The sequence below is a fragment of the Micrococcus sp. GPGPB33 genome (genome assembly GCF_037853785.1).
GTDB classification, from domain to species: Bacteria; Actinomycetota; Actinomycetes; order Actinomycetales; family Micrococcaceae; genus Micrococcus; species Micrococcus luteus.
Genome location: NZ_JAQMWO010000002.1, coordinates 2,288,602 through 2,313,933, shown reverse-complemented (window position 1 = coordinate 2,313,933; position 25,332 = coordinate 2,288,602). Strand labels below are relative to the sequence as shown.

Sequence of the window (25,332 nt, the reverse complement as noted above, 5' to 3'; positions counted from 1 at the left end):
CGTCCGCCCCCGCCCGCCGGTGCCGGGGCCGTCGTGGACCATTCCCCACCGAGGAGACCCCGTGAAGAAGATCGAGACCGTCGCCGTCATCGGCCTGGGCTACATCGGCCTGCCCACCGCCGCCATCCTCGCCGAGAACGGCGTGAAGGTGCTCGGCGTGGACGTCTCGGACCGCACGGTGGACGCCGTGAATGCGGGCACGGTGCCCTTCGTGGAGCCGGACCTGGCCGGGTTCGTCGCGCGCGGCGTCGAGAAGGGCCTGCTCAGCGCCTCGACGACGACGCCGGCGGCGGACGCCTACATCGTCGCCGTGCCGACCCCGTTCAATGACGGACACTCCCCGGACCTGGGCTACATCGAGGCCGCCGCCCGCGGCCTGGCCCCGCAGCTGACCGGCGACGAGCTCGTCATCCTCGAGTCCACCTCGCCCCCCGGCGCCACCGAGCACATGGCCGAGGTGATCTTCGCCGAGCGTCCTGAGCTGCGCGAGGCCGAGCTGGACTTCGCCCACTGCCCCGAGCGGGTGCTCCCGGGTCGCGTGATGGTCGAGCTCGTGACCAACGACCGGATCGTCGGTGGCTCGACCCGGCGCGCGGCCGAGCGGGCCCGCGACCTCTACCGCACGTTCTGCGAGGGCGAGATCCTGCTGACGGACACCCGCACCGCGGAGATGGCCAAGCTCGTGGAGAACTCCTTCCGCGACGTCAACATCGCCTTCGCCAACGAGCTGTCCGTGATCTGCGCCGAGCAGGGCATCGACGTGTGGGAGCTCATCGAGCTCGCCAACCACCACCCCCGCGTGAACATCCTGCAGCCGGGCCCCGGCGTGGGCGGCCACTGCATCGCCGTGGACCCGTGGTTCATCGTGGACGCCGCCCCGCAGACCGCCCGGCTGATCCGCGCGGCCCGGGAGATCAACGACGGCAAGCCCCAGTGGGTCATCGACCAGGTCAAGGCCGCGGCCTTCGACGTCCAGCAGGCCACCGGCCGCGCTCCGGTCGTCGCCGCCCTCGGCCTGGCCTTCAAGCCGAACATCGACGACCTGCGCGAATCCCCGGCCCTGAACATCGCGGCCGAGCTGGCGGGCCAGTTCTCCGGGTCCGACGTGCTCGTGGTCGAGCCGCACGTGACGGAGCTGCCGGCCGCGCTGCAGGGCAAGGACAACGTGCGCCTGGTCGCGGTCGACGAGGCCCTCGAGGCCGCCGACATCGTGGTGCTGCTGGTGGACCATTCCGCCTTCGCCGACCTCGGCGACCGCGTGGCCGACAAGCGCGTGATCGACACGCGCGGCCAGTGGCGCACCGACCCGTCCCTCTGACCTTCCGCGGCCCGCGCCCCGCCCGCCCCGCCGACAGGAGCCCGCACCGATGACCGCACGCGAGCGCCCCGCGCCATCCCGCCGCCCGCTGCTGCGGTCCCTGGCCCTGACCGCCCAGACCGTCCGCGAGCACGTGACGGACGATCCGGTGCTGCTGGCCCTGCAGGTCTCCCGTCGGCTGCCGCCCGCGGCGGCGGGCGGGGCGGCCGGCATCCTCACCCGCCTGGGCCGGAACGGTGTCGTGCCCGCACTCGGCCACGAGATGCGGGGCGAGCGCGCGGCGGCCCTGGCCGCCCTCGGCGTGGACGAGGCCGGTCGGCCCGTCCGCGCGTCCCGTCCGGGGGCGGGGAACGTCCGCGGGCTGGTCCACCGGGCCGACGCAGCCCTCGGCATGGGCCGGCCCGACATCGCCGAGACGCTGCTCGGCAGCGTGCCGGAGAAGCGGCGCGGCGCGGCGTGGACGGCCGCCGCCGCACGCCTGGCGGCGCACCGCGGCGACCTGGGCGGCGCGGCCGCGCTCGCCGCGCGGCATCCCCGCAACCGTCATCTCGCCCGCCGCATGGCGGGGGAGCGGGACGCGTTCCGCGGGGTCGCCCCGACCGTGCCGACCGAACCCGGCTACCGCCCGGTCCCCGGGCGAGTGCTCCACGTGCTGACCAACTCCCTGCCCCACACCGGGTCGGGGTACGCCCAGCGCAGCCACGCGATCCTCACCTCCCTGCGGGACGAGGGCTTCGATGTCGCCGCCGTCACGCGGCCGGGCTACCCCGTGCAGATCGGCGTGCCCTGGGCGGCCCAGCGGGACGTCGTGGACGGGATCGGCTACGCCCGGCTGCTGCCGGCCCGGCTCGCCCAGGGCCAGGCCGCCCGCATCCAGCAGCACGCCGTGCTGCTGGCCGAGCACGTGCGTCGACACCGGCCCGCCCTGCTGCACACCACCACGCACTTCGTGAACGCGCTCGCGGTCGAGGCTGTGGCGCGGGCCTTCGGGATCCCGTGGGTCTACGAGGTCCGCGGGCAGCTCGCGGACACGTGGGCGGCGGTGCGCGGGCCCCAGGCCCTGGCCTCGGAACGGTACCGGCTCTTCCAGGAGCGGGAGGCCGAGGCCGCCCGCCGCGCCGACGGGGTCGTGACGCTCGGGGCGGGCATGCGCGACCGCCTGGTCGCGGCCGGGGTGGCCGAGGACGCCGTCGTGCTCTGCCCCAACGCCGTGGGCCCGGCCTTCGTCGCCGAGCCGGCGGATCGGGACGAGGCACGCGCCCGGCTGGGCTGGGACCTGCCGACCGACGCCTTCGTGGTGGGCACCGTCTCGAGCATCGTGGACTATGAGGGCCTGGACACCCTGCTGCGCGCCGCCGCGCGGCTGGCCCCGCACCGTCCCGGACTGCGCGTGCACATCGCCGGCGACGGCGTCGCCCGTCCCGGGCTGCAGGCCCTGGCCGCGGAGCTCGGCATCGCGGAGCTGTGCGCCTTCCCCGGGCGGGTCGACCGCGAGGATGCGCGCCTGCACCACGCCGCCCTGGACGTGTTCACGGTCCCGCGCCGGGACCTGCCCGTCACCCGCGCGGTGACGCCGATGAAGACCGTCGAGGCCTCGGCCACCGGCCGGCCCGTCGTCGCCTCGGACCTGCCGGCCCTGGCCGAGCTCGTCGAGGACGGGCGGACCGGTCTGCTCGTCCCCGCGGAGGATCCCGCCGCGCTGGCCACCGCCCTCGACTGGCTCGCGGAGGACCCGGCCGAGCGGGCGCGCCTCGGCGCGGCCGGCCGGGACTGGGCCCTGCAGACGCGCACCTGGGAGGCCAACGCGCGTCGCTATCGAGCGCTCTACGACCGGCTCGGCGTCCACCCGCGCTGATACAGTGACGCTGGCGCCGGGCCTCCCGCACTCTCGTATTCCGGAGGCCTCCTCGACGCCCGCCCGACGCTCGCCGCGTGGGGCCCGTGCACGGAAGGAAGACTGGACCCGCATGAAGATCGCCGTCGTCGCCCTGGGCAAGATCGGCCTGCCGCTGGCCGTGCAGTTCGCAAGCAAGGGACACGAGGTGGTCGGCGTAGATGTCAACGCCGCCGTCGTGGACCTGGTCAACGCGGGGACCGAGCCCTTCCCGGGCGAGGCCCGCCTCCAGGAGAAGCTCTCGTCCGCGGTGGCCGACGGCCGCCTGCGCGCCACCACCGACTACGGCGACGCCGTCCCGGGGGCCGACGCCGTCGTGCTCGTCGTGCCGCTCTTCGTGGACGAGGAGGCCCGCCCCGACTTCGGCTGGATGGACGGCGCCACCACGGAGCTGGCGAAGCACCTGACCCCGGGCACCCTCGTCTCCTACGAGACCACGCTGCCCGTGGGCACCACCCGCACCCGGTGGAAGCCGATGCTGGAGGAGGGCTCGGGCCTGACCGAGGGGGAGGACTTCCACCTCGTGTTCTCCCCGGAGCGCGTGCTCACCGGCCGCGTGTTCGAGGACCTGCGCCGCTACCCGAAGCTGATCGGCGGCCTGTCGGCGGCCGGCGCCGAGCGCGCCCGCGAGTTCTACGAGGCCGTGCTGGACTTCGACGAGCGTCCTGACCTGTCCCGGCCCAACGGCGTGTGGGACCTCGGCTCCGCAGAGGCCTCCGAGATGGCCAAGCTCGCCGAGACCACCTACCGGGACGTCAACATCGGCCTGGCGAACGAGTTCGCCCGCTACGCCGGCGCGAACGGCATCGACATCTACCAGGTGATCGAGGCCTCGAACTCCCAGCCCTACAGCCACATCCACCGGCCCGGCATCGCCGTGGGCGGTCACTGCATCCCCGTGTACCCGCGCCTGTACCTGTGGAACGACCCGGCCGCGGACATCGTCCGCACCGCGCGCGCTGTGAACGCCTCGATGCCGGACTTCGCCGTGGACCTGCTCGCCGAGGCGCACGGCGACCTCGCCGGTCAGCGCGTCGTCGTGCTGGGCGCCGCCTACCGCGGCGGCGTGAAGGAGACCGCGTTCTCCGGCGTGTTCGCCACCGTGGGCGCGCTGCGCACCCGCGGCGCCGAGGTCACCGTGGACGACCCGATGTACTCGGACGAGGAGCTCACCGCGCTGGGCTTCACCCCGCACTCCTCCGGCTCCGAGGTCGACGCCGCGATCCTGCAGACGGACCACGCCGAGTACCGCGCCCTCACCCCGGCCGACCTGCCGGGCGTGCGCACCTTCGTGGACGGCCGCAACGTCACCGACGCCGACGCCTGGTCGGGAGTGACCCGTCGAGTCATCGGCCTGCCGCAGGACGCCGAGGCCGCCCGATGAGCGGGAACGTCTTCACCGCCGCCTCGGCCGACGTCGCCGAGGACGCCGTCCTCGGCGACGGCACCAAGGTCTGGCACCTCGCGCAGGTCCGTGAGCAGGCCCGCCTCGGCGAGCGCTGCATCGTCGGTCGCGCGGCCTACATCGGCACCGGGGTGGAGCTCGGCGACGACTGCAAGGTCCAGAACCTCGCCCTCGTCTACGAGCCGGCCCGTCTGGGCCGCGGCGTCTTCATCGGACCCGGCGTCGTCCTGACCAACGACACCTACCCCCGCGCGGTCAACCCGGACCTGTCGCAGAAGTCCGGGGACGACTGGGAGGCCGTGGGCGTCGACATCGGCGACGGCGCCGCGATCGGCGCGCGCTCGGTGTGCGTCGCGCCGGTGCGCATCGGCGAGTGGGCGCTGGTGGCCGCCGGTTCCGTCGTCACGCGCGACGTGCCGGACTTCGGCCTCGTGGCCGGAGTGCCCGCGAAGCGCATCGGCTGGGTCGGCCGCACAGGCCGCCGGCTGGAGGAGAAGGACGGCGTCTGGGTGTGCCCGGACACCGGCGAGACGTTCATCGAGCGGGACGGGGCGCTGCGCCCGGCCAAGCCCGCGCAGGAGGAGGAGAACCATGGCTGAGTTCATCCCGGCGGCGAAGCCGCTCATCGGCGACGAGGAGCGTGCGGCCGTGGACCGCGTCCTGCGCTCCGGCATGGTGGCGCAGGGCCCCGAGGTCGCGGCCTTCGAGGAGGAGTTCGGTGCCGCGATGGTGGACGGCCGGGCCTGCGTGGCCGTCAACTCCGGCACCTCCGGGCTGCACCTTGGCCTGCTGGCCTCGGGCATCGGCCCCGGCGACGAGGTCATCGTCCCCGCGTTCACGTTCGCCGCGACCGGCAACGCGGTCGCCCTCACGGGTGCGACCCCGGTCTTCGCCGACGTGGACCTCGACACGTACACCCTCGACCCCCAGGACGTGCGCGCCAAGGTGACGGAGCGGACCGCCGCCGTCATGCCGGTGCACCTGTACGGCCACCCGGCCCGCATGGACGAGCTCGAGGCGATCTGCCGCGAGCACGGCCTCCAGCTGTTCGAGGATGCGGCGCAGGCGCACGGCGCCCGCTGGAAGGGGCGCCCCGTGGGCACCTTCGGGGTGTGGGGCATGTTCAGCCTCTACCCGACCAAGAACATGACCTCGGGTGAGGGCGGCATGGTCTCCGTGGGGGAGGAGGACGTCGCCCGTCGCCTGCGCCTGCTGCGCAACCAGGGCATGGAGGTCCAGTACCGCAATGAGCTCGTGGGCTTCAACAACCGCATGACGGACATCCACGCGGCCATCGGCCGGGTGCAGCTGACCAAGGTCGGCGCGTGGACGCGGCGCCGGCAGGAGATCGCCGCCCGCTTCGACGCCGAGCTGCGCGGGGTCACCGTGCCGACGGTGCTCGAGGGCGCCGAGCACGTGTACCACCAGTACACGGTCCGCCTGCCCGAGGAGCTGGCCGGGAAGCGGGCGGACGTGCTCGCCCGCCTGAAGGACGAGTTCGGGGTCGGCACGGGGGTCTACTATCCGGTGCCCACCAATGAGCTGCCCTCCTTCGGCGTCGAGGCGGACCTGCCGAACACCCGCGTGGCCGCGTCCACCGTGTTCTCCATTCCGGTCCACCCGTCCCTGACGGACGCGGACGTCACGCACGTGGTCGAGGCCGTCAACACCGTGGTGGCGGAGGCCGCCGCATGAGCGTGCTGCGCACCGGACTGATCGGCCTGGGCATGATGGGACGCCACCACGCCCGCGTGATGCGCTCCATCGAGGGCACCGAGCTGGTCGCCGTCGCCGACGCGATGGGTGATCCGCACGGCGTGGCGGGGGACCTGCCCCTCTACGACTCGGTCCAGGGGCTCATCGACCATGGCGTGGACGCCGTCATGTGCGCGGTCCCGACCGGTCTGCACGAGGAGGTCGGCATGGCCCTGGCCGAGGCCGGCGTGCACGTGATGGTCGAGAAGCCCATCGCGCACAGCACCGAGGCCGGCGGCCGCCTGGTCCGCGCTTTCGACGAGGCCGGCCTCGTCGGCGCCGTGGGCCACATCGAACGCTTCAACCCCGCCCTTCAGGAGATGCGTCGGCGGATCCAGGCCGGTGAGCTGGGCCGGGTCCTGCAGATCACGACCGTGCGTCAGGGCGGCTTCCCCGCCCGCATCGCCGACGTCGGGGTCGTCAAGGACCTCGGCACGCACGACATCGACCTGACCGCGTGGCTGGCGGACAGCCCGTTCACGCGCGTGGCCGCGGAGACCATGACCAACTCCGGCCGTGAGCACGAGGACATGGTGGTCGCCAGCGGCCGCCTCGAGTGCGGGGTCATCACGAGCCACGTCGTCAACTGGCTCTCGCCCGTGAAGATCCGCCAGACCGTCGTCACCGGTGAGCTCGGCGCGTTCGTGGCGGACACCGTGCACGCGGACCTGACCTTCCAGGCCAACGGATCGGTCCGCACGCGCTGGGACGCGGTGTCGGCGTTCCGTGGCGTCTCCGAGGGGGACGTCACCCGTCTGGCCATCGAGAAGCCCGAGCCGCTGCACACCGAGCACGAGGCGTTCCGCGACGCGATCCTCGGCGTCCGGCAGGAGCACGTGTCCATGGCGGAGGGGCTGGCCACCTTGAGGGTGGCGGAGGCGTTGCTGCGTTCGGCATCCGAGGGCGGGAGGATTGAGCTGTGAGCGGATCTTGGTTCCGGAAGGAGGCCCGAGGTGCCGTCCGCCGCGCGGCCCGTCGTGCGATGTCACTCCCAGAGCCCGCCCCGACGTTCCTCCGCGGTGCGTTCGATGCGCTCCCGCAGGACGCCCCGGCCGTGCGCCGGCTCCGGAGGCTCGTCGTCCGCCCCGCCGCGACGACTGTCCAGGCAAAGGCTGCTATTCAGGCGAAGTCGGCCGGCGGAGAACGGGCGTCGGATCTCCTCGCCGTCGACCCGGCATGGATCGGGGAGACGTACGGCACGGATGAGGTCTTCCCGATGATCGCGCTGGAGAACGCGGTCCTGCGCCGCCGTCTCGACGAGGCACTCGACCGGGTGGACGCGCTCCAGGCCGCCGCCGCAGCCCCGGCATTGGCGGTCGGCGACGGCTCCGCCGCCGAGGAAGACGACGAGGCCGGGACTGCAGCGGAGCTCGCCCAGCGATATCTCGCTGGCCAGCCGGACGCTGGCACTGCCCCCCGGCACCTCGTGGTGGCGAACGACTACCCCGACGTGGGCCGGGAGTACGGCAACGGCTTCGTCCACCGCCGCATCAAGCACTACCAGGCTGCCGGTGTACAGGTGGACGTGGTCCTCGCGGCCCCCTCGAGGCCTCGCCGCGTCTACGAGTACGACGGTGTGCGGGTTCTGTCCGGCGACGGCTCGGAGATCACAGAGGTCCTACAGCGGCAGCGGTATGCCAACGCCAGCGTGCACTTCCTCAACGAGCTGATGTGGACCCATCTTGAGCCGTTCGCGGGCGAGCTCGACCTCCATGTGTTCCTGCATGGGTACGAGTGCGACCGCTGGATCCGTCGGGTGTTCAACTTCAGCTCGGGCACTGAGCTCGAGCGCGGCATCGACCGCACCCTCCAGCTCCAGCGCTTCTGGCGCAGGGTCACCCGTCACGAGCACCAGCCAGCGAGCTACATCTTCGTCTCGGACTGGTGGCGCCGGGCGGTCACGGACGACATGGGCGTGGTCTTCCCGCCTCACCGCACCCGCATCGTGCACAACCTCATCGACACGGACCTCTTCAACTTCGTCCCCAAGCCGGACGAGCAGCGGTTCAAGCTCCTTTGGGTCCGCAGCGCTGCCAGCCGCAAGTACGGCAACGACATCGCCATCGACATCCTGCAGCGTCTCGCTGGCGGGCCGTTCTGGGACCGTATCGAGGTGACGATCATCGGCGACGGCAAGTACTTCGGGGAGTTCGAGAGCGAGCTCGGCCATCACCCGAACGTGCGGATCCTGCGTCGCTTCGTCTCCCAGGAGGAGGTCGCCGCCCTCCACAAGACCCACGGGATGCTCCTCGTGCCCAGCCGCCTGGACTCCCAGGGCGTGTCCCGGGATGAGGGCATGTCCTCCGGGCTCGTCGCCGTCACCAACCTGGTCACGGCGATCCCCGAGTTCGTCGACACGGACTCCGCGATCGTTGCCGGCCCCGAGGACGCCGCGGCGCTCGCCGCCGGCATAGAGCGTGTGATGGGCGACCCGGACGAGTTCCAGCGGCTGTCCCATGCCGCCACCGCCCGTGCCGCCGCACAGTGCGGCGCCGCTGCGACCGTCCTACGGGAGCTGGAGATCATGGGCCTGACGGAGTCCGCCGCCCCCAACGAAAGGCCTGCTGCATGAGCCACGTCCTCGTCCTGACCCGAGGCTTCGGCCCGTTCCAGGGGCAGGCCGTCAGCCGCCTGCAGGAGAACGGCCACACCGTCCACATCTATGACGTGAACGGGCAGTGGTTGACCTACGGCGTGCCGGTGCCGCTGTGGATGCGCGGGTATCGGCTCAAGCGCTCACCGTTGGCCACGGGCTATTTCACCCAGTACATCGAGCGCTGCGGGATCGACCACGTCGTCACCTTCGGCCTCCCGGCGGGTGCGATGGCGGCCGACGACTTGTCCCTCCCGTTCGTCCCCATCCTCGGGCGCGGCGACCTGGACTTCTCCGCCGCCCGCGCCGAGCAGGCGGCGGACTTCGAGACGCTGCTCGCCGGCACCGGGCTGCTGCTCCTCGAGGACGAATGGGAGATGGACAAGGCCTGTGCCAAGGGCTCGCGGGCCGCGCACCTTCGGTCCGCCCAGCTGCTGGAGGATGAGACGCCCTGCCTGTCCCGTCAGGACGAGGTCCGCGTCGGCGTCCTCCACCCGGAGTCGATGGACCCTGAGCGGCTCCGGCTCCACGTGGAGGGTCTGCGTGCCGAGCTCGGGCCTGATGCCGAGATCACCGGTGTCACCGTCGAGTCCCTGTTTCATCGCCGCGATCTCGTGCGGAAGCGGCGCTTCGCCCCGACCGTGCGCCACCGACTGTCCGGGTTCACCCAGCTCATCGTCCTGGGGTCGTCGGCGCACCACGCCGCGATCCTGGGGGCTGTCTCCGGCGACCGCGGCCGGCTCGTGGTCGAGGCGACGATCGGCTCGGCCACTCTGTCCAGGGAGCTCGGAATCCAAACGCTTGGCCGTGGGGTGCGCGTCGCGGAGCTCGCCGCCGCGATGAGCCGCGGGGAGGCCCCGGCCCCGGTGCCGGTGACCCACCCGCGGACCGTCCCTGCCGGCGTCGACGTGCTGCCGATCTGGGACGACCTGCTGGCTGCCGACCACCCGGACGGCCACGAGGAGCTGGCCGTCCACCGGGGCACCGGGCCGGTCGACGTGTTCTTCTCCGTCGCGCCCCTGCAGGACCGCACCGATGGCGCGCGTCCGCAGCGGATCCGCAATATGGCGGATGCGATGGACCGTCCGGAGCCGGCACTGCGCATCTTCGCGAACCGGGCGCTCTTCGACCGCAGGGCGCGTCAGCTCGCCGCACTGCTCGACAGCGGACGTCCGGCAGGCCTCCTCTACGGCGAGAACAGCACGTCACCCATCCCTGACGCCGCGTTGATCGAGGACGTTGCGGACCTGGTCCGGGAGTTCGGTCGCCGGGGCGGCCGGAGTGCCTGGTTCGTCCGCGACCTGCACTGGCTCGATGATGTCGAGGGCTATCTCGTCGACGAGGACACGCGGTCGACGCTCGTCGACCTCGGCCTCCACGAGCTCGACGAGATGGGAGGCGCGGCCGACCTGCTCCTCGCTCCGAGCGACGCGTCCGGGCAGGGCTTCGACGACCTCCTGAGGCGGCACGGCCTTGAAGGACGGGACTGGTTCCCGTCCCCGCCGGGCGTTGACCCCGGGAACGTCGTTGGTCCTGAGGCCGCCCGTGGCTCCGAGCCGGGCATCACCCTCCTCTACGCGGGAGGACTCAACAGCGTTTACAGCATGGATCGCTACCTGGAGAGCATCGATGGGCTCGACGGGCGGTTCCTCCTCGACTTCGTGGTCCGTGAGGCCGAGAAGGGCCGCCTGGCGGCTGACCTCCAGCGACACGGCATCCCGGTGGACGAGCGGGTGCGACTCATCACGGCCGAGCTGGACCACTACCGTCCCCGGACGGCGGACTGCTTCGGGGTGATCCTCCTCGACAGCGAGTACGCCCGGTTCAGCTTCCCCTACAAGACGGTGAGCATGCTCGAGCACGGCTTCCCCATCCTCTGCTTCGAGGACATGGGGATCGCCTCCTTCGTGGAGGATAACGGTCTGGGGGTGGCGTGCGAGCGTTCGGCCACCGGCGTGCGCGACGGCATCGAGGAGCTCACGACGGTGGGCGCGCCGGGGCTCGCCGAGGCGCGGCACACCCAGTCCTGGGACGCGCGCATCGCCGAGGTGCGTGCGCGACTGCTCCAGGACTGACGCATCGCTGCGTGAAGGGCGCCCTCCGGTTGGGAGGGCGCCCTTCACCGTCCGCTCAGGCGTGGTCCGCGAGCCCCAATGCTGCCGCGAGCCGGTCGGCCACAACGGCAGGATCGTGGACGGCCCGCGCGTAGCGGAGGCCGCTCTCGACGCGGGCCGCGAAGGCCGCTGCGTCCTCCGCCAGCACGTCTCCGACCACGGCCACCAGGTCGGTCGGCGTGGTCTCGACCACCGGCGGGATGTCCGCCTGCGCCGTCTCGTCGAGGTGCAGGACGGGGCCGCCGATGACGACGGCGCCGCGGCCCCAGGCCGCCTCGGCCGCCGCCGACGGTTCGCCCAGGCAGAGGGCGTCCACGACGACCGCCACGTCCCATGCACCGACGCCGCGGCGCTCGAACCGCGCACGGCTCGGGGCATGGACCGTCACGCCGTCGGCGGCGAGCCGCTCGACGAGTGCGGCGACGGCGCGCTGCTCCTGGGCCGTGCGTGCCGCCGGGACGATGAGCACGGTCCTCTCGCCTCGGGAGGAGGCGGCCTCGTCGGCGAGCACCGGGCGGGGCAGCCAGACGGCGTCGGGGACCAGGGCGGCGTCGATCCGGCTGTGCGTGAGGACCGGAGCGCCGAACCGGGCCGCGTCCAGGATCGGCTGGGCCGCCCGTCGGCTCTGTCGCTGGACGCGCTCCCACGTGGGCGTGTCCAGCTGACGCCAGGGGTGGCCGGGGACGAGCCGGCGTCGGACGCGCGGGTCGGCCAGGGGCGTGTCCCCGGCGAGGACGGCCACCGGGCGGCCCCGCCGGGCCAGCGAGCGCACTTCCTGGTCGATCGAGCCCTCCGCTCGGCCTGCGGCCGGGCCAGTGCCGTCGTACACCAGGGCCGCCGAGCGGACGTCGTCGTGGACCCATTCGCTCAGCGCTGCGCCGAGCCCGCCGGGGGAGCCCACGAATCCCGCGGGCGTCTCGGGCGCAGGGCGGGGCGCACGGAGCTCGCCGTCCCGGCCGGAACGGCGCCAAGCGGACAGGAGCTCCGCCGCCGCGGCGGACGTGCCGACGAGCACCAGGGGCTGAACGAGCGCGTCAGTATCAGTCGCGGGGTCATGCGTCTGCGTTGCCGGCGGGGCCGGCACCAGGCCGGACCAGACCTCCGTGAGGACGCGTTCTGAGGCCTCCCAGCGGTGCGCGTCCTGGACTCGAGGGTCCGCGACCGCCGCTCGGAAGCGCGGCAGGTCGGTCAGCACCTCGCGGACCGCGCTCGCGAGGTCCTGCGCGTCACCCGGCACATGCGTCAGACCGACGCCCTGGCTCGTCACGAATCGGGCCTGCTCTCGCAGGTCGGAGACCACCAGGGGGAGGCCGGCGAGCAGGCACTCCCGCAGCTTGGTGGCCAGGGCGCTCTCATGTGCCGGCGTCGGTAGCAGCGGGCTGAGCCCGATGTCGGCCGAGGACACGTACCACGTGACCGAGTCGGACGGCACGTAGTCGACGATGTGGACCCGGTCGGCGACGCCGACCTCGAGCGCGCGGTCCCGGATCTGGGCGCGCTGGGACTCTCCAGCGGAGGCGACGAAGGCAAGATGGACCTCCGGTAGATGACGGAGCGCGTCCACTGCGGTGAGGACTCCGCGGACCTTGGCCACCCGGCCGATGTAGACGAGGAGGGGGTGGCGTCGTCCAGGCCGCACTCGGTGCGGAGCGGACGTCGGTCGTCGGGGTCCATCGGCGTGCGGCGGGCCCAGGGGGCGTTCGCCACCGTGGACGGCGTGGCCGACAGCCCGTGGTAGTCCCGCATACGGTCGCCGAGCCCTTCGGTGACCGACAGGACCGCGTCCGCACGGTGAATCAGCTCGGCTTCCATCGCCTTCCAGCCGATGCGCTGGTCGACGGGACCGACCATGGCCTGGCCGGGGATCCACTCGTGCGCGTCGTAGACCCACGGCACCGGGGGAAGGCCGAGGGCGGCGCGGTAGCGCGAGTAGGCGTCCACCGCCGGCATCGGGTGCCGGTCGTGCACATGGATGATGTCAGGATCGAGCTCGATGAGCGCGGGGAGGAAGGCGTCCTCGAAGTCAGCGATCATCGGCCAGACATGGCGCCAGCCCTGGGTCCGTCCGGCTCTCAGATTGGCGGCGGCTCGGCCAAGCCGCCTTATACCCGCGTGAGCCGCAGCCGGCAGCCGACCGGGGTCGGAGGGCCCGGCCCAGGCATCGATGGTCCTCGCCGTCCGCGCGAGCCGTCCCCGCAGACGGTCCGGAAGCGAGTGGGGCGAGGCACCGCGCAACGTCGCCTGGGCCCAGCCCCCGGTGCCTCCGACGCAGGATCGGCACGCTGGACTCGCGTGGCCTCGTCCTGGGACAGCGCGTGGTCCCAGTCCGTCCCGTCCATCAGCGTCGGGTCGTGGAGCGTGAGCCAGGCCCGGTATCGGGTGTAGGCGACCGGGACGCGCAGCACAGGGACATCGCGATACCGCCCGAGGTGGGGCACCGTCCGGTGCGCGGTCCCGACGACGACGACGTCGTAGCCGGCCTGCGCTGCGGAGTCCGCAGCCTTCTCGACCCGGGAGTCACCGACCACATGGTTGCCCACGAGCATGGCCATCCGGGGTCGGCGGGGGGCGGGCGTGGTGACGGGCATGGGGCTCCTTCTCAGCAGGGTCAGGTGGCGGCGCCCCCCAGGATCCGACGGACCAGCCGAGGCACGACGTCCTCCTCAGCATAGGTGTGCGCCACGTCTCGCCGGGCCTGGGCCACGGCGGACCGCCAGGCCCGCGCGTCGGCCGTCGTCCGGCGAAGGGCCGCGGCCATGGTGGCCACGTCCGGGCTCAGCCACGCGGCGGGGTAGAGCAGGTCGGCGCCCGCCCACGCGAGTGCGGCTGGCAGACAGCCGTGCGCGGCGCCGTCGGGCAGCGTGAAGTGGAACGACTCGAAGTCCGAGACGGAGAGCGCGACGCCCACCCGGGCGTACCACGCGGGCATGTCCGGCCCGTGGGGGTCCCAGGTCACGGCGCCGGCGAGCAGCGGGTCGGTCTCGATGCGGTGCAGCTGCGCCCGGTAGTAGGCCGCCGCGGCGGGGCGCTGCGCCATCCAGCCGACCTCCTCCGGGTGGTGGCCGCGGATCCGCAGCGTGTGGCGGGGCTCGGTCCGGCGGAGCGTGGCCAGCAGGTCGAGGGCGCGGTGCAGTCCCTTCCGCTCGGGCAGCACGCCGACCAGCCCGAGCACGAAGCGCCGGTCGTCGTCGCCGTCCGGGAGCGTGGGCGGCACGGCCACCGCGTTCGGCACCACCGAGGTCCGCGCGGCCGGGAAGCGGGTGTCCCGCAGCACCTGGGCGCGCACGTGCTCGGCCACGAACACCCACTCGTCCAGGGCGTCCTGACGCACCCGGGACGGGAACGCGGTGCCCGCCTCCTGCAGGTGGAGCCTGCTGGTCAACCGCGTGGTGCGGTGCGGAGAGTCCAGGTGCCGGGAGTACCAGGCGAGATTGCCGAGGCTCCATTCGCAGTGCACCACGTCCGCCCACGCGGCCAGGGCGCGGCTGCGCTCGACGTCGTGGCGGGCGTGGCCGCGCCAGGCGTCCACGCGCACCTCGTGCCCGTCTGCGCGCAGCTGGTCCATCAGCGCGCCCGCGAACTTCAGGTCGTGGCCGGCGACGACGACGCGGCGCGGCTCCGCGGTCACCCGCACCCGGGGCGCCGGTGCGGCGGGTGGGCCGGCGGCCTCGGCGGGCGTGAGCAAGTCCAGGCGCGCCGCCCGGCCGGCGGCGGCCAGGCGCTCCCACGTCTCGGCTGCCCGGTCCGGTCCGATCACGGCACGGCCCGCGCGTGCGGCCACGCGGGCGAGCGGGGGTCCAGCCGGGTCCCCTCCGGGGCGAGGACCGCGTCGACGAGCCCCAGTGCGGCCAGGGCCCGCGCCCGGCCGGCCGCCGTCGCCGGGTCCGGGCACGCGACGACGAGCACCCCGGGGAGGCGGGCCCCGGCGGTGCGCAGGGCGGCGGTCAGGGCAACGCGGGAGGCGGGGTCCGTCACCAGCACCGTGTGCAGGCCGGGCGCGCCGGCGGGCATCTCCAGGTCCGCGCAGCGCCGGGCGGCCAGCTCGGCGGCCGCCTCGACGGACCAGCCGCGCGCGGCCGGCTCGTCCACCGGCAGGAGCAGGACGGCCGGCGCGGCGGCCGGCCGGGGCCCGAGGGGGGAGAACGCGTCGAGGGAGGGCACGCGCGCACCCGTCAGGGCGCGGCGCAGCGCCGCCGCAGCCGGGAGCGGAAGCGCGGTCGCCGCGTCCGGCACGTGCACGTCCGCCGCACGCCAGGTGCGCTCCGGGAGGGTGGCCGCGCCCCGGGCGCCGCGCGCCGCGCGGAGGGCCGAGGCGCCGGCGTCGGCGGCCGTGGCGGCCGCGCGCTCGCCCACGATGCGGGCCCGGCCCGCCCAGCGCCGCAGCCGCGCCCCGGCCGTGTTCACAGCGCGGTGATCCCGGTGGGCCGCTCGCCGCCGGTCCACGCGATGCGCTCCCGCACGAGCTCTGACTGCTTGCGCTCGAGGATTTCCTGGGCCTCCTCGGTCCGCCCCTGGGCCATGGCCCGGGCGTAGAGGTTGTAGCCGCGCGTCACGGCGCGAGGGCTGCCGTCCATCGTCAGGACGCCCCGCTCGATCCAGATCACGCGCTGGCACATCTCCTGGATGGTGCTGAGGGAGTGGCTGACCAGGAACACGCAGCCGGCCTGCTCGCGCAGCTCGTCGAGCCGCTGGCGCGTGCGCTCGCGGAACTGGGCGTCGCCCGTGTTGAGCGCCTCGTCGATCACGAGGATGTCCGGGTCCACCGAGGTGGCGATCGCGAACTGCAGGCGCGCGGCCATGCCCGAGGAGTACGCCTTGAGCGGCAGCTGGAGCGCGTGGTCGTCGAGGCCGGACAGGGCGACGACGGTGTCCCGCTTGGCCTCCGTCTCCGCGCGGGACATCCCCATCGCCAGGCAGCCCAGACGGATGTTGTCCTCACCGGAGACCTGGCGCACGAGTGCGGCGTTGACGCCCAGCATCACGGGCGTGGAGGTCGCGTAGATGTGGCCGGTGGTCGGGCGCATCTGGCCGGTGATGAGCTTCATCAGGGTGGACTTGCCGGACCCGTTCGTGCCGATCACGCCCACGGACTCGCCGCGCCCCACCACGAACGACAGCGGCTGCAGCGCCTGGACCTCCGTGGTGCGCACGCCGCGGGCGGCGCGGACCCGATCCCGCAGGCCCCGGTGGGGCTGGACCGCTTCGGCCGAGAGGACGCGGTAGGTCATGGACGCCTCGTCGACGACGACGGAGGGGCTCAGGGGTTCCGCGTTCATCGTTCCTCCCCGTAGGTCTCCTCGGCGCGCCAGAACACCACGGTCCCCACCACGAGCAGGGCCGCCGTCCAGGCCGCGAGGACGATCCACCGCATCGGGTCCGCGTCGGAGGCGTACAGCAGGGACTGTCGCGCGATGTCCAGGACGCAGTACAGGGGGTTCAGGTGCATGGCGGTCATCATCGGCGGGATGTTCGCGAAGCGGTCGGTGCTGAAGAACACGGCGGAGACGTAGAGCCAGATCCGGGTGCCGAACGCGATGAGGTTGGACAGGTCGGACCAGCGGGCCACGTAGCGGGCCAGCAGGAGGGAGGCGCCGACGTTGAACAGCGTCTGCAGCGCCAGCAGCGGGATCAGCAGCAGCCAGCGCCACGTGATCTGCTCCATCGGCGGGATGGCGAGGACCAGCACCAGCATCACCACCAGCGTCGGGCCGAAGAGCATCAGCTCTCGGATGTTCGTCGCGATCGGCAGGGTGGCCCGCGGGAAGCGGAAGGCGCGGACGATGGAGAGGTTGGTCGAGATCGAACGGGACCCCGCCGTGATGGCGCTCGAGGTGTAGCGGAACAGGAACACGCCGATGATCAAGTAGCCGAGGAAGTTCGGCACGCCGCGGCCGGTGCCCAGCAGCAGCCCGAACACGAGGAAGTACGCCGCGCCGTCGAGGATCGGGTTGAGGACCATCCAGACGCGGCCGAGTGCGTTGACGGAGTTCGCCCCGGCGATCCGGGAGCGGGAGTCGAACAGGATGAACGAGCGGTACTCCCAGAGGGAGGCCAGGTAGCGCGCCAGGCCCGGGCGGGCACCCACTCGGCGCAGGCTGGCTCCCTCCACGGTCAGGACCGCGGTGCCGCTCGGGACGCGGGGGTCGCCGGTGTCTGACATGCCGTCGCGGCCTCTCTTCATGCAGGCGGGAAGGCGGGCCGGGGCGGCCCGCCGCGAGTCGCCACTCTAGCAACCGGTGGTGCGGCCGCGCCGTCAGTAGACTGGCGCCAGCTCGCGCCCGCGTCGAGCCTGATGGGGCCGCGCCCGCTGCCCGTCGTCCAGTCAAGAGGAGCAACTGTGCCCAAGGTCATGCCCATCTACGGAACCCGCCCGGAGGCCATCAAGGTGGCCCCCATCGTCAAGGCGCTGCAGGCCGACGAGCGGTTCGAGTGCGTGGTGACCGTCACGGGGCAGCACCGCGAGATGCTGGACCAGGTCAACGAGCTGTTCGGCATCGTCCCGGACCACGACCTGAACATCATCCAGCCGCGCCAGACCCTCAACGGCGTGTTCGCCCGCACCCTCGACGGGCTCGACGCCGTCCTCGAGCAGGAGCGGCCGGACGCCGTCGTCGTCCAGGGCGACACCACGACCTCGACGGCGGGCGCCGTCGCCGCCTTCAACCGCGGCATCCCCGTGGTCCACGCCGAGGCGGGCCTGCGCAGCTTCGACATCCTCTCCCCGTTCCCGGAGGAGGCCAACCGCAAGATCACCAGCCAGATCTCGGCGCTGCACCTGCCCCCGACCACCGTGAGCCGGGACAACCTGCTGCGCGAGGCCGTGGCCGCGGAGGACGTCTACGTCACGGGCAACACCGTGATCGACGCGCTGCTGGAGGCCGTCGGCCACCAGGTGCCGTTCGAGGACGAGCGTCTGGCCGAGCTGGAGGCGTCGGGCCGTCGCGTCGTCCTGGTCACGACCCACCGGCGCGAGAACCAGGGCGACGCGATGCGCGGCGTCGGGCGCGCCCTGGCCCGCCTGGCCGCGGACCACCCCGACGTCACCTTCGTCCTGCCGGCGCACCGCAACCCGGTGGTGCGCGAGGCGATCCTGCCGGAGATCGAGGGCCGCGAGAACGTGCTCGTGACCGAGCCCCTCGCCTACGGCGAGTTCACCCACCTGCTGTCTGTGGCCACCGTCGTGCTGACGGACTCCGGCGGCGTCCAGGAGGAGGCCCCGTCGCTGGGCAAGCCCGTCCTCGTGATGCGCGAGAACACCGAGCGTCCCGAGGCCGTGACCGCCGGCACCGTGCGTCTGATCGGCACGGACGAGGAGGTCGTGGTCACCGAGGTCACCCGCCTGCTGACGGACGAGGCCGCGTACAGCGCGATGTCCCAGGCGGTGAACCCCTACGGCGACGGCCGCGCGGCCGAGCGCACGGTCTCGGCGATCGCCGAGCTGCTCGGCGTGGGCGAGCGGCTGCCGGCCTTCGACGGCGCCTGAGCCGCACCACACCCCCGGACGGGGACACCCACCCCGTCGACGTCACGAGGCCGCCGTCCCCGCGGGGACGGCGGCCTCGTGCGTGCCCCCGACTTCACCCGTCCTCGCGCGGGGTCACCCGGGCGTCCTCCGGGCGGACCAGCGGCAGGGACCCGGTGCGGGGCCCGCCGGGCACGATCGGCAGATTGGTCTCCGGAGCACGCCACCACGCGAGCGCGCCGAGCAGGATGACGCCGCCGGTGAGCGCGAACGCCCATCCGTAGCCGGCGGTGTCCACCACGAGCCCGGCCAGCAGCGGACCGGAGATGGCGCCCAGGTCGGCGGACATCTGGGCGGTGGACATCACAGCGCCGGAGCGCCGCCCCTGGCCGACGACGTCGCCGATGGCCGCCTGCTGCGGGGCGTTGAGGGTGCCCGTGCCGGCGCCGGCCAGCAGGCACGCGAGCAGGAAGAGCGCGGGCGAGCTCATCCAGCCGATCACCCCGGTGGTGACGGCCATGACGAGCAGGCCCGCCAGGATCAGCGGACGGCGTCCATGCCGGTCGGACAGCCGCGAGCTGAACGTCACGGCGGTGACGTTGCCGAGCGCGAACACGGACAGGGCCAGGCCCGCCATGAGCGCGCCGTCCACCTCCCAGCCCAGCAGCGCCGTGCCGGCGAACGCGCTCGCCGCGAACAGGGGCATCACCGAGTTCCGCACCCCGAACGTCGCCCAGCCGTTGGCGAAGAAGGAGACCAGCGCCGCCCGGTAGGACGGGTTGGCCAGGGCCTCCCGGACCGGCATGGCCGGGCGCGCGTCCCGGACGGCGCGGTCCGCGAGCCGGGTGTCCTTGAGCAGGAAGAAGACGAGGGCCGCCGCCACCACCAGGGAGCTGCCGTAGATGAGGAACGGGGCCCGGTACCCGAACACGGACAGGGCGGAGCCCACGATCGGACCCACGATGTTGCCGATCAGGAACGCGGATGCGTAGGCGCCCGAGATGCGGCCACGCATCGTGGGCGGGGACTTGCGGGCCAGGAACGCCATCGCGGACACGGTGAAGAGGGTGGAGCCGACGCCGCCGAGCGCCCGGAAGAGGAGCAGCTGCGGGAAGGTCTGCGCGAAGGCCACCAGGAACATGGACGCGGCCACGATCAGCACGCCCGTCATGTACACGGGCGTCTCGCCGAGCCGGTTCGTCAGCTTGCCGGAGACCGGGGCGAACAGGAGGCGGGTCAGCCCGAACGCGGACACGACGGCGGCCACCCCGACGGCGGACGCGTCGAACGTCGCCGCGTACTGCGGCAGCAGCGGGGCGATGATGCCGAAGCCGATCGCGATGATGAACGCGGCGGCGACGAGGACCTTGATCTCACGGGGCAGGGGGACCCGCGAGGAGCGGGCGGACGACGACGGCATGACCGCCATCCTCGCACGGTGCCGGGTGTGCGACCCGGGGCGGGCGAGGACCCGTGTGACAGACTGGGCCCGTGGAAATCGTGCTCATAGTCTCAGTCGTGGCCGCCCTGCTGCTGGGCGGCGTGCTCGTCGGCCTGCTGGACCGGCGCCCCGCCCCGCCGAAGGGCTCGTACCAGGGAGTGCGGGACGCGGACGACCCGCGCCCGAGTCCGCGGCACGCGGCCCCGTCGGGCTCCACCGCCGTCCTGGAACGCCCCGAGGTCCACGAGGCGCCGCCCGTCGTCGCCGAGCCGGAGCCCGCCGTCGTCGAGGAGGTGGAGACCGCCCCGGCGAAGCCCGAGTACGAGCGGCCCGAGGCCGCCGGCTCACGCCTGGCCCGCCTGCGGGCCCGCCTGCTCAAGTCCAACAACGTCTTCGGCAAGGGCCTGCTGGCGCTGCTGTCCCAGGACCGCATCGACGACGACGTGTGGGACGAGATCGAGGAGACGCTGCTGATGGCGGACCTCGGCACCGAGCCCACCCTGGAGCTCGTCGACCGCCTCAAGGCCCGCGTCACGGTCGAGGGCACGCGTGACCCCGAGCAGGTGCGCACCCTGCTGCGCGAGGAGCTCGTGGCGATGGTGGACCCCTCGATGGACCGCCGGCTCGCCGCGACCCGCAAGGGCGACCGCCCCGCCGTGACCATGGTCGTGGGCGTCAACGGCGTCGGCAAGACCACCACCGTGGGCAAGCTCGCCCGTGTGCTCGTGGCGGAGGACCGCACCGTCGTGCTCGGCGCCGCGGACACCTTCCGCGCCGCCGCCGCCGAGCAGCTCGCCACGTGGGGCGCCCGCGTGGGCGTCGAGACCGTCCGCTCCGAGAAGGAGGGCGCCGACCCGGCGTCCGTCGCCTTCGAGGCCGTGGAGCGCGGCATCGCCGAGGGCGTCGACGTCGTGCTCGTGGACACCGCGGGCCGCCTGCAGAACAAGGCCAACCTCATGGACGAGCTCGGCAAGATCAAGCGCGTCATCGAGAAGCAGGCCGAGGTGGACGAGGTCCTGCTCGTGCTCGACGCCACCACGGGCCAGAACGGCCTGACCCAGGCGAAGGTGTTCGCCGAGGTCGTGGACGTCACCGGCATCGTGCTGACCAAGCTGGACGGCACCGCCAAGGGCGGCATCGTGATCGCCATCCAGCGCCAGCTCGGCGTGCCCGTCAAGCTGATCGGCCTCGGCGAGGGCCCCGATGACCTCGCGCCGTTCACCGCCGAGGGCTTCGTGGACGCGCTGCTGGCCGACTGACGTCCCGCACCCGGTCCAGGGCCCTTCCCGACGACGTCGGGAGGGGCCCTTCCCTGTCACGGAGACGTCATCGACGTGTGGCGTGGCCCACTTCTCCGGTATCGTCCCTCCATCGGCCCCGATCGGGGCCGGGCAGCGACGCCGCGGGACGGGCGTTCGCCCCCGGCTCGCGGCCCGGACCGAAGGAGACCCCCATGGAGGAGTCGAACGTCCTGGACGCAGGGACAGTGTGGATGGTGACGAGCGCGGCGATGGTCCTGCTCATGACACCCGGACTGGCCATCTTCTACGGCGGCATGACCCGCGCGAAGTCCTCGCTCAACATGATCATGATGTCCTTCGTCTCGATGGGCCTCGTCGGAGTCGTCTGGGTCCTGTGGGTCCACGGGATGACCGGCGGCGACGGGTGGGCCGGGGTGGTGGGGAACCCCGCCGGTGACCTCGGGTTGACCGGCACGATGGCCGAGGGCGGGCTTGTCGCCGCGGCCTACGGCGCCACCTTCGCGATCATCGCGGTCGCCCTCATCTCCGGCGCGGTGGCCGACCGCTTCAAGTTCGTCACGTGGTGCGTCTTCGTGCCCGTCTGGACCACCGTCGTCTACGCGCCGCTGGCCTACATGGTGTGGGGCGGCGGGCTCCTCTCCGCGGACGGCGCCATCGGCGCCCGCCTGGGGAGGCCCTCGACTTCGCCGGCGGGCTCGTGGTGCACATCAGCGCCGGCGTGGCCGCCCTCGTGCTCGCGCTGCTGCTGGGCAAGCGCCACGGCTTCGGCGTGGACCCCGGCCACCGGCCGCACAACGTCCCGTTCACCATGCTCGGCGCGGCCCTGCTCTGGTTCGGCTGGTTCGGGTTCAACGGGGGCGCGGCGGGCGGTGTCGACGAGCTCGGGCTGATCTGGGTGGACACCCTCGCCGCCGGCGCCGCCGGCATGCTCGGCTGGGTGTTCGTGGAGTGGCTGCGCCGCGGCCGGCCGACCTCGATCGGCACCGCGTCCGGGATCGTCTCGGGCCTGGTCGCCATCACGCCCGCGTGCGCCTATGTGAGCCCCCTGGGGGCCGTGGTGATCGGCCTGGTCTCCGGTGCGGCCAGCGCGCTCGCGGTCAACCTCAAGTACCGCCTCGGCTTCGACGATTCGCTCGACGTCGTCGGTGTGCACCTCACCGCCGGCATCCTGGGCACCGTGCTGATCGGCTTCTTCGCCCTGCCGGACGAGGGCCGGGCGGGCCTGTTCTACGGCGGAGACGCCGGTCTCCTGGTGGCCCAGACGGTGGCCGTGCTCGTCGCCGTGGTCTTCACCGCCGTGGTGACCACCGCCATCGCCCTGGTCCTGCGCGGGACCATGGGCCTGCGGGTGAGCAAGGAGGACGAGGAGCGGGGCGTCGATCTGACCCTGCACGACGAGTCGGCCTACGACGTCGGCTTCGGCGGGGTGCCCGTCCCCGCCGAGGCGCGGTGAGCCGCCGCGGACGGGTGAGGCCGGTCGGTTGCTAGGCTTGGCGGGCGCCGCGGTGGATGCCGCGGCGCCCGCGACCGACCGCGTCCGGATCAGTCGACCCCGCTTCGAAGGATCACACCCGCCGTGTTCAACTCCCTGTCCGACCGCCTCACAGCCACCTTCCGCAGCCTCAAGGGCAAGGGGCGGCTGAGCGAGGCGGACATCGACGCCACCGCACGCGAGATCCGCCGCGCCCTCCTGGACGCCGACGTCGCCGTGCCCGTGGTCCGCCAGTTCATCGCGCAGATCAAGGAGCGCGCCCTCGGTGCCGAGGTGGCCCAGGCCCTGAACCCGGGCCAGCAGGTCGTGAAGATCGTCAACGAGGAGCTCGTGGGCATCCTCGGCGGCGAGACCCGGCGCATCCAGCACGCCAAGACGGGCACCACCGTCATCATGCTCGTGGGCCTGCAGGGCGCCGGCAAGACGACCCTCGCCGGCAAGCTCGCCCACCTGCTCAAGTCCCAGGGCCACACCCCGCTGCTCGTGGCCTGCGACCTCCAGCGCCCGAACGCCGTGAAGCAGCTGCAGGTCGGCGGCGAGCGCGCCGGGGTCCCGGTCTACGCGCCGCACCCCGGCGTCTCCTCCGAGTTCGAGGCCGCCACGGGCGACCCGGTTCAGGTGGCCCGCGACGGCGTCGCCGAGGCCAACACGAAGTACCACGACGTGGTCATCATCGACACCGCGGGCCGCCTCGGTGTGGACGCCGAGCTCATGCAGCAGGCCGCGGACATCCGCGCCGCCGTGGACCCGGACGAGGTGCTCTTCGTCATCGACGCGATGATCGGCCAGGACGCCGTCGCCACGGCCCAGGCGTTCAACGAGGGCGTCGGCTTCACCGGCGTCGTGCTCACCAAGCTCGACGGCGACGCGCGCGGCGGCGCCGCGCTGTCCGTCCGCCACGTGACCGGCAAGCCGATCATGTTCGCCTCCACGGGCGAGGGCCTGAAGGACTTCGAGGTCTTCCACCCGGACCGCATGGCCTCGCGCATCCTCGACATGGGCGACGTGCTCTCCCTGATCGAGCAGGCCGAGCAGAACTGGGACCGCAGCGAGGCCGAGAAGATGGCCCGCAAGTTCGCGGACCAGGAGGACTTCACCCTCGACGACTTCCTCGCCCAGATGCAGCAGCTCAAGAAGATGGGCTCGCTGAAGAAGATGCTCATGATGATGCCGGGCGCCCAGGGCATGCGGCAGCAGCTCGAGCAGTTCGACGAGTCGTCGATCGGCCGCGTCGAGGCGATCATCCACTCGATGACCCCGCACGAGCGCGTGGCCCCCAAGATCATCAACGGTTCGCGCCGTGCCCGCATCGCCCGCGGCTCGGGTGTGAGCGTGTCGGAGGTCAACGGCCTGCTCGAGCGCTTCGCCGAGGCGCAGAAGATGATGAAGCGCATGGCCGCCGGCGGTGGCATCCCGGGCATGCCCGGGATGCCGGGCGGCGCCTCCCGCAAGGCGAAGGGCAAGGGCAAGAACGCCAAGCGCGATCGCGTGAAGTCCGGCAACCCGGCCAAGGCCGCGGCCGAGCGCAAGGCGATCGAGGAGCGGCGCGCTCGCGCCGCCCAGGCACAGGCCGGGGCCGTGTTCGGCCGCGACGGCGCGGGGATGGACGGCTTCGACCCGTCCACCCTCAACCTGCCGGCGGGCTTCGAGAAGTACCTCAAGGACCGCTGAGTCGCCCGCTGCCCGGTCGCGGCGCGCCGGGTGTGCGCCGGCCCGCCCGATCTGGCAGAATGGCACGGTACTGAGCGTGAGCCCGGACGACCCTCTATCCTCCGCTGCGCTCCGTTCCGTGTGCCAGGTCGTCGACGCCCGCTGACCCCACGCGGCGTCGTGCCCCGGCCCCCCAGATCCACTGAAGGAGAACCACACTCGTGGCTGTCAAGATTCGTCTGAAGCGGTTCGGCAAGATCCGCGCCCCGTTCTACCGCGTCGTCGTCATGGACTCGCGCACCCGCCGCGATGGCCGTGCCATCGAGGAGATCGGCAAGTACCACCCCACCGAGGAGCCGTCGTTCATCGAGATCGACTCGGAGCGCGCCCAGTACTGGCTCTCCGTCGGCGCCCAGCCGACCGAGCAGGTCGCCGCGCTGCTGAAGGTCACCGGTGACTGGCAGAAGTTCAAGGGCGAGTCGGGCGCCGAGGGCACCCTGAAGTCCAAGTCCGAGAAGGAGGCCTTCGTGGCCCCCGAGAAGGGCTCGGTCATCCTGCCGGAGGAGCCGAAGCAGGAGGAGGCCCCGGCCGAGTCCGAGGAGGCCGCTGAGGCTCCGGCCGAGGACGCCGAGAAGTCCGAGTGACCATGCTGACCGAGGCCCTCGAGCACCTGGTGCGCGGCATCGTGGACACGCCCGAGGCGGTCCGCGTGGACGCCCGCTCCCAGCGGCGCGGCGACATGCTGGAGGTCCGCGTGGCCCCCGAGGACCTGGGTCGCGTGATCGGCCGCCAGGGTCGCACCGCCACCGCGCTGCGCACCGTGCTGGACGGCCTGGCCGGCCACCCCGTCCGCGTGGACGTGGTGGAGACCGACCGCCGCTCCTGACGGCCCGTGACGCACGGCCCGCCCGCCCCTCACCGGGCCGGCGGGCCGTCGTCGTCTGCG

The 25,332-nt window shown here is 73.0% G+C and carries 19 protein-coding genes and 2 pseudogenes; 14 read left to right on the top strand and 7 right to left on the bottom strand.

Annotated features, from left to right (window positions below):
* Positions 1-61 precede the first annotated feature (61 nt).
* The 8 genes from wecC to POD19_RS10935 all read left to right on the top strand — a co-directional run bounded on the left by wecC (position 62) and on the right by POD19_RS10935 (position 11,040).
* Positions 62-1,318, top strand: a complete 1,257-nt coding sequence (gene wecC, locus POD19_RS10970) for a UDP-N-acetyl-D-mannosamine dehydrogenase (protein ID WP_144818359.1) — start codon at positions 62-64, stop codon at positions 1,316-1,318.
* A 49-nt stretch (positions 1,319-1,367) separates the two neighbouring features.
* A complete protein-coding gene (locus POD19_RS10965) occupies positions 1,368-3,173 on the top strand; it encodes a glycosyltransferase family 4 protein (protein ID WP_144818361.1) in 1,806 nt (601 codons plus the stop codon).
* Positions 3,174-3,285: 112 nt separating this feature from the next.
* Positions 3,286-4,596, top strand: coding sequence for a nucleotide sugar dehydrogenase (locus tag POD19_RS10960; protein WP_144818363.1), 1,311 nt, complete (start codon positions 3,286-3,288; stop codon positions 4,594-4,596).
* Complete coding sequence (locus POD19_RS10955; protein WP_144818365.1) at positions 4,593-5,216, top strand: acyltransferase; 624 nt, start codon at positions 4,593-4,595, stop codon at positions 5,214-5,216. The genes POD19_RS10960 and POD19_RS10955 overlap by 4 nt, the downstream gene beginning before the upstream one ends.
* A complete protein-coding gene (locus POD19_RS10950) occupies positions 5,209-6,312 on the top strand; it encodes a DegT/DnrJ/EryC1/StrS family aminotransferase (RefSeq protein ID WP_144818367.1) in 1,104 nt (367 codons plus the stop codon). Before POD19_RS10955 ends, POD19_RS10950 begins: the two co-directional genes overlap by 8 nt.
* Positions 6,309-7,295 (top strand): Gfo/Idh/MocA family protein, encoded by a 987-nt coding sequence (locus tag POD19_RS10945; RefSeq protein ID WP_144818369.1) that lies wholly within the window; start codon positions 6,309-6,311, stop codon positions 7,293-7,295. The genes POD19_RS10950 and POD19_RS10945 overlap by 4 nt, the downstream gene beginning before the upstream one ends.
* Positions 7,296-7,354: 59 nt before the next feature.
* A complete protein-coding gene (locus tag POD19_RS10940; protein ID WP_144818371.1) occupies positions 7,355-8,944 on the top strand; it encodes a glycosyltransferase family 4 protein in 1,590 nt (529 codons plus the stop codon).
* The gene (locus POD19_RS10935) at positions 8,941-11,040 is read left to right on the top strand and encodes a glycosyltransferase family 4 protein (RefSeq protein WP_144818373.1); all 2,100 of its coding nucleotides are present in this window, start codon (positions 8,941-8,943) and stop codon (positions 11,038-11,040) included. Before POD19_RS10940 ends, POD19_RS10935 begins: the two co-directional genes overlap by 4 nt.
* Positions 11,041-11,095: 55 nt before the next feature.
* Here the strand turns inward: POD19_RS10935 and POD19_RS10930 are convergent, their stop codons facing one another.
* The 6 genes and pseudogenes from POD19_RS10930 to POD19_RS10910 all read right to left on the bottom strand — a co-directional run bounded on the left by POD19_RS10930 (position 11,096) and on the right by POD19_RS10910 (position 17,239).
* Complete coding sequence (locus POD19_RS10930; RefSeq protein WP_340309468.1) at positions 11,096-12,718, bottom strand: glycosyltransferase; 1,623 nt, start codon at positions 12,716-12,718, stop codon at positions 11,096-11,098.
* Positions 12,719-12,795: 77 nt separating this feature from the next.
* Positions 12,796-13,113, bottom strand: a pseudogene (locus tag POD19_RS13045) (glycosyltransferase family 4 protein); the annotation flags it as partial.
* Between the two features lie 574 nt (positions 13,114-13,687).
* Positions 13,688-14,860 carry a hypothetical protein gene (locus POD19_RS10925; RefSeq protein WP_340309467.1) on the bottom strand — a complete coding sequence of 391 codons (1,173 nt, stop codon included), beginning with the start codon at positions 14,858-14,860 and terminating at the stop codon, positions 13,688-13,690.
* Positions 14,833-15,483: a hypothetical protein gene (locus POD19_RS10920; protein ID WP_340309466.1), complete on the bottom strand. Its 651-nt coding sequence runs from the start codon at positions 15,481-15,483 to the stop codon at positions 14,833-14,835. Before POD19_RS10920 ends, POD19_RS10925 begins: the two co-directional genes overlap by 28 nt.
* Positions 15,480-16,355 carry an ABC transporter ATP-binding protein gene (locus tag POD19_RS10915; RefSeq protein ID WP_340309465.1) on the bottom strand — a complete coding sequence of 292 codons (876 nt, stop codon included), beginning with the start codon at positions 16,353-16,355 and terminating at the stop codon, positions 15,480-15,482. The genes POD19_RS10920 and POD19_RS10915 overlap by 4 nt, the downstream gene beginning before the upstream one ends.
* Positions 16,352-17,239, bottom strand: coding sequence for an ABC transporter permease (locus POD19_RS10910; protein WP_144818381.1), 888 nt, complete (start codon positions 17,237-17,239; stop codon positions 16,352-16,354). Before POD19_RS10910 ends, POD19_RS10915 begins: the two co-directional genes overlap by 4 nt.
* A 177-nt stretch (positions 17,240-17,416) precedes the next feature.
* On the opposite strand from POD19_RS10910, the gene wecB reads away from it, so the two are divergent.
* The gene (gene wecB / locus POD19_RS10905; protein WP_135039967.1) at positions 17,417-18,562 is read left to right on the top strand and encodes a non-hydrolyzing UDP-N-acetylglucosamine 2-epimerase; all 1,146 of its coding nucleotides are present in this window, start codon (positions 17,417-17,419) and stop codon (positions 18,560-18,562) included.
* Between the two features lie 94 nt (positions 18,563-18,656).
* On the opposite strand, the gene POD19_RS10900 is transcribed toward wecB, so the two are convergent.
* Positions 18,657-19,961 carry an MFS transporter gene (locus tag POD19_RS10900; protein WP_144818383.1) on the bottom strand — a complete coding sequence of 435 codons (1,305 nt, stop codon included), beginning with the start codon at positions 19,959-19,961 and terminating at the stop codon, positions 18,657-18,659.
* A 71-nt stretch (positions 19,962-20,032) separates the two neighbouring features.
* Between POD19_RS10900 and ftsY the strand changes: the two genes are divergently transcribed.
* The 5 genes and pseudogenes from ftsY to POD19_RS10875 all read left to right on the top strand — a co-directional run bounded on the left by ftsY (position 20,033) and on the right by POD19_RS10875 (position 25,272).
* Positions 20,033-21,241 carry a signal recognition particle-docking protein FtsY gene (gene ftsY / locus POD19_RS10895; protein WP_186299581.1) on the top strand — a complete coding sequence of 403 codons (1,209 nt, stop codon included), beginning with the start codon at positions 20,033-20,035 and terminating at the stop codon, positions 21,239-21,241.
* A gap of 194 nt (positions 21,242-21,435) precedes the next feature.
* A pseudogene (locus POD19_RS10890) lies at positions 21,436-22,697 on the top strand (ammonium transporter).
* Between the two features lie 123 nt (positions 22,698-22,820).
* The gene (ffh, locus tag POD19_RS10885) at positions 22,821-24,407 is read left to right on the top strand and encodes a signal recognition particle protein (RefSeq protein ID WP_115165098.1); all 1,587 of its coding nucleotides are present in this window, start codon (positions 22,821-22,823) and stop codon (positions 24,405-24,407) included.
* 200 nt (positions 24,408-24,607) lie between these two features.
* Complete coding sequence (gene rpsP, locus POD19_RS10880; RefSeq protein WP_049146048.1) at positions 24,608-25,030, top strand: 30S ribosomal protein S16; 423 nt, start codon at positions 24,608-24,610, stop codon at positions 25,028-25,030.
* Positions 25,031-25,032: 2 nt separating this feature from the next.
* Positions 25,033-25,272, top strand: coding sequence for an RNA-binding protein (locus tag POD19_RS10875; protein ID WP_029248213.1), 240 nt, complete (start codon positions 25,033-25,035; stop codon positions 25,270-25,272).
* Positions 25,273-25,332: the final 60 nt, after the last annotated feature.

What these genes read in the sequence shown, in the direction of transcription:
- POD19_RS10965 (WP_144818361.1), top strand. Translation starts at nt 1,368, where the DNA reads ATGACCGCACGCGAGCGCCCCGCGCCATCCCGCCGCCCGCTGCTGCGG.
- POD19_RS10960 (WP_144818363.1), top strand. Translation starts at nt 3,286, where the DNA reads ATGAAGATCGCCGTCGTCGCCCTGGGCAAGATCGGCCTGCCGCTGGCC.
- POD19_RS10955 (WP_144818365.1), top strand. Translation starts at nt 4,593, where the DNA reads ATGAGCGGGAACGTCTTCACCGCCGCCTCGGCCGACGTCGCCGAGGAC.
- POD19_RS10950 (WP_144818367.1), top strand. Translation starts at nt 5,209, where the DNA reads ATGGCTGAGTTCATCCCGGCGGCGAAGCCGCTCATCGGCGACGAGGAG.
- POD19_RS10945 (WP_144818369.1), top strand. Translation starts at nt 6,309, where the DNA reads ATGAGCGTGCTGCGCACCGGACTGATCGGCCTGGGCATGATGGGACGC.
- POD19_RS10940 (WP_144818371.1), top strand. Translation starts at nt 7,355, where the DNA reads ATGTCACTCCCAGAGCCCGCCCCGACGTTCCTCCGCGGTGCGTTCGAT.
- POD19_RS10935 (WP_144818373.1), top strand. Translation starts at nt 8,941, where the DNA reads ATGAGCCACGTCCTCGTCCTGACCCGAGGCTTCGGCCCGTTCCAGGGG.
- POD19_RS10915 (WP_340309465.1), bottom strand. Translation starts at nt 16,355, where the DNA reads ATGAACGCGGAACCCCTGAGCCCCTCCGTCGTCGTCGACGAGGCGTCC.
- POD19_RS10910 (WP_144818381.1), bottom strand. Translation starts at nt 17,239, where the DNA reads ATGTCAGACACCGGCGACCCCCGCGTCCCGAGCGGCACCGCGGTCCTG.
- POD19_RS10900 (WP_144818383.1), bottom strand. Translation starts at nt 19,961, where the DNA reads ATGCCGTCGTCGTCCGCCCGCTCCTCGCGGGTCCCCCTGCCCCGTGAG.
- POD19_RS10875 (WP_029248213.1), top strand. Translation starts at nt 25,033, where the DNA reads ATGCTGACCGAGGCCCTCGAGCACCTGGTGCGCGGCATCGTGGACACG.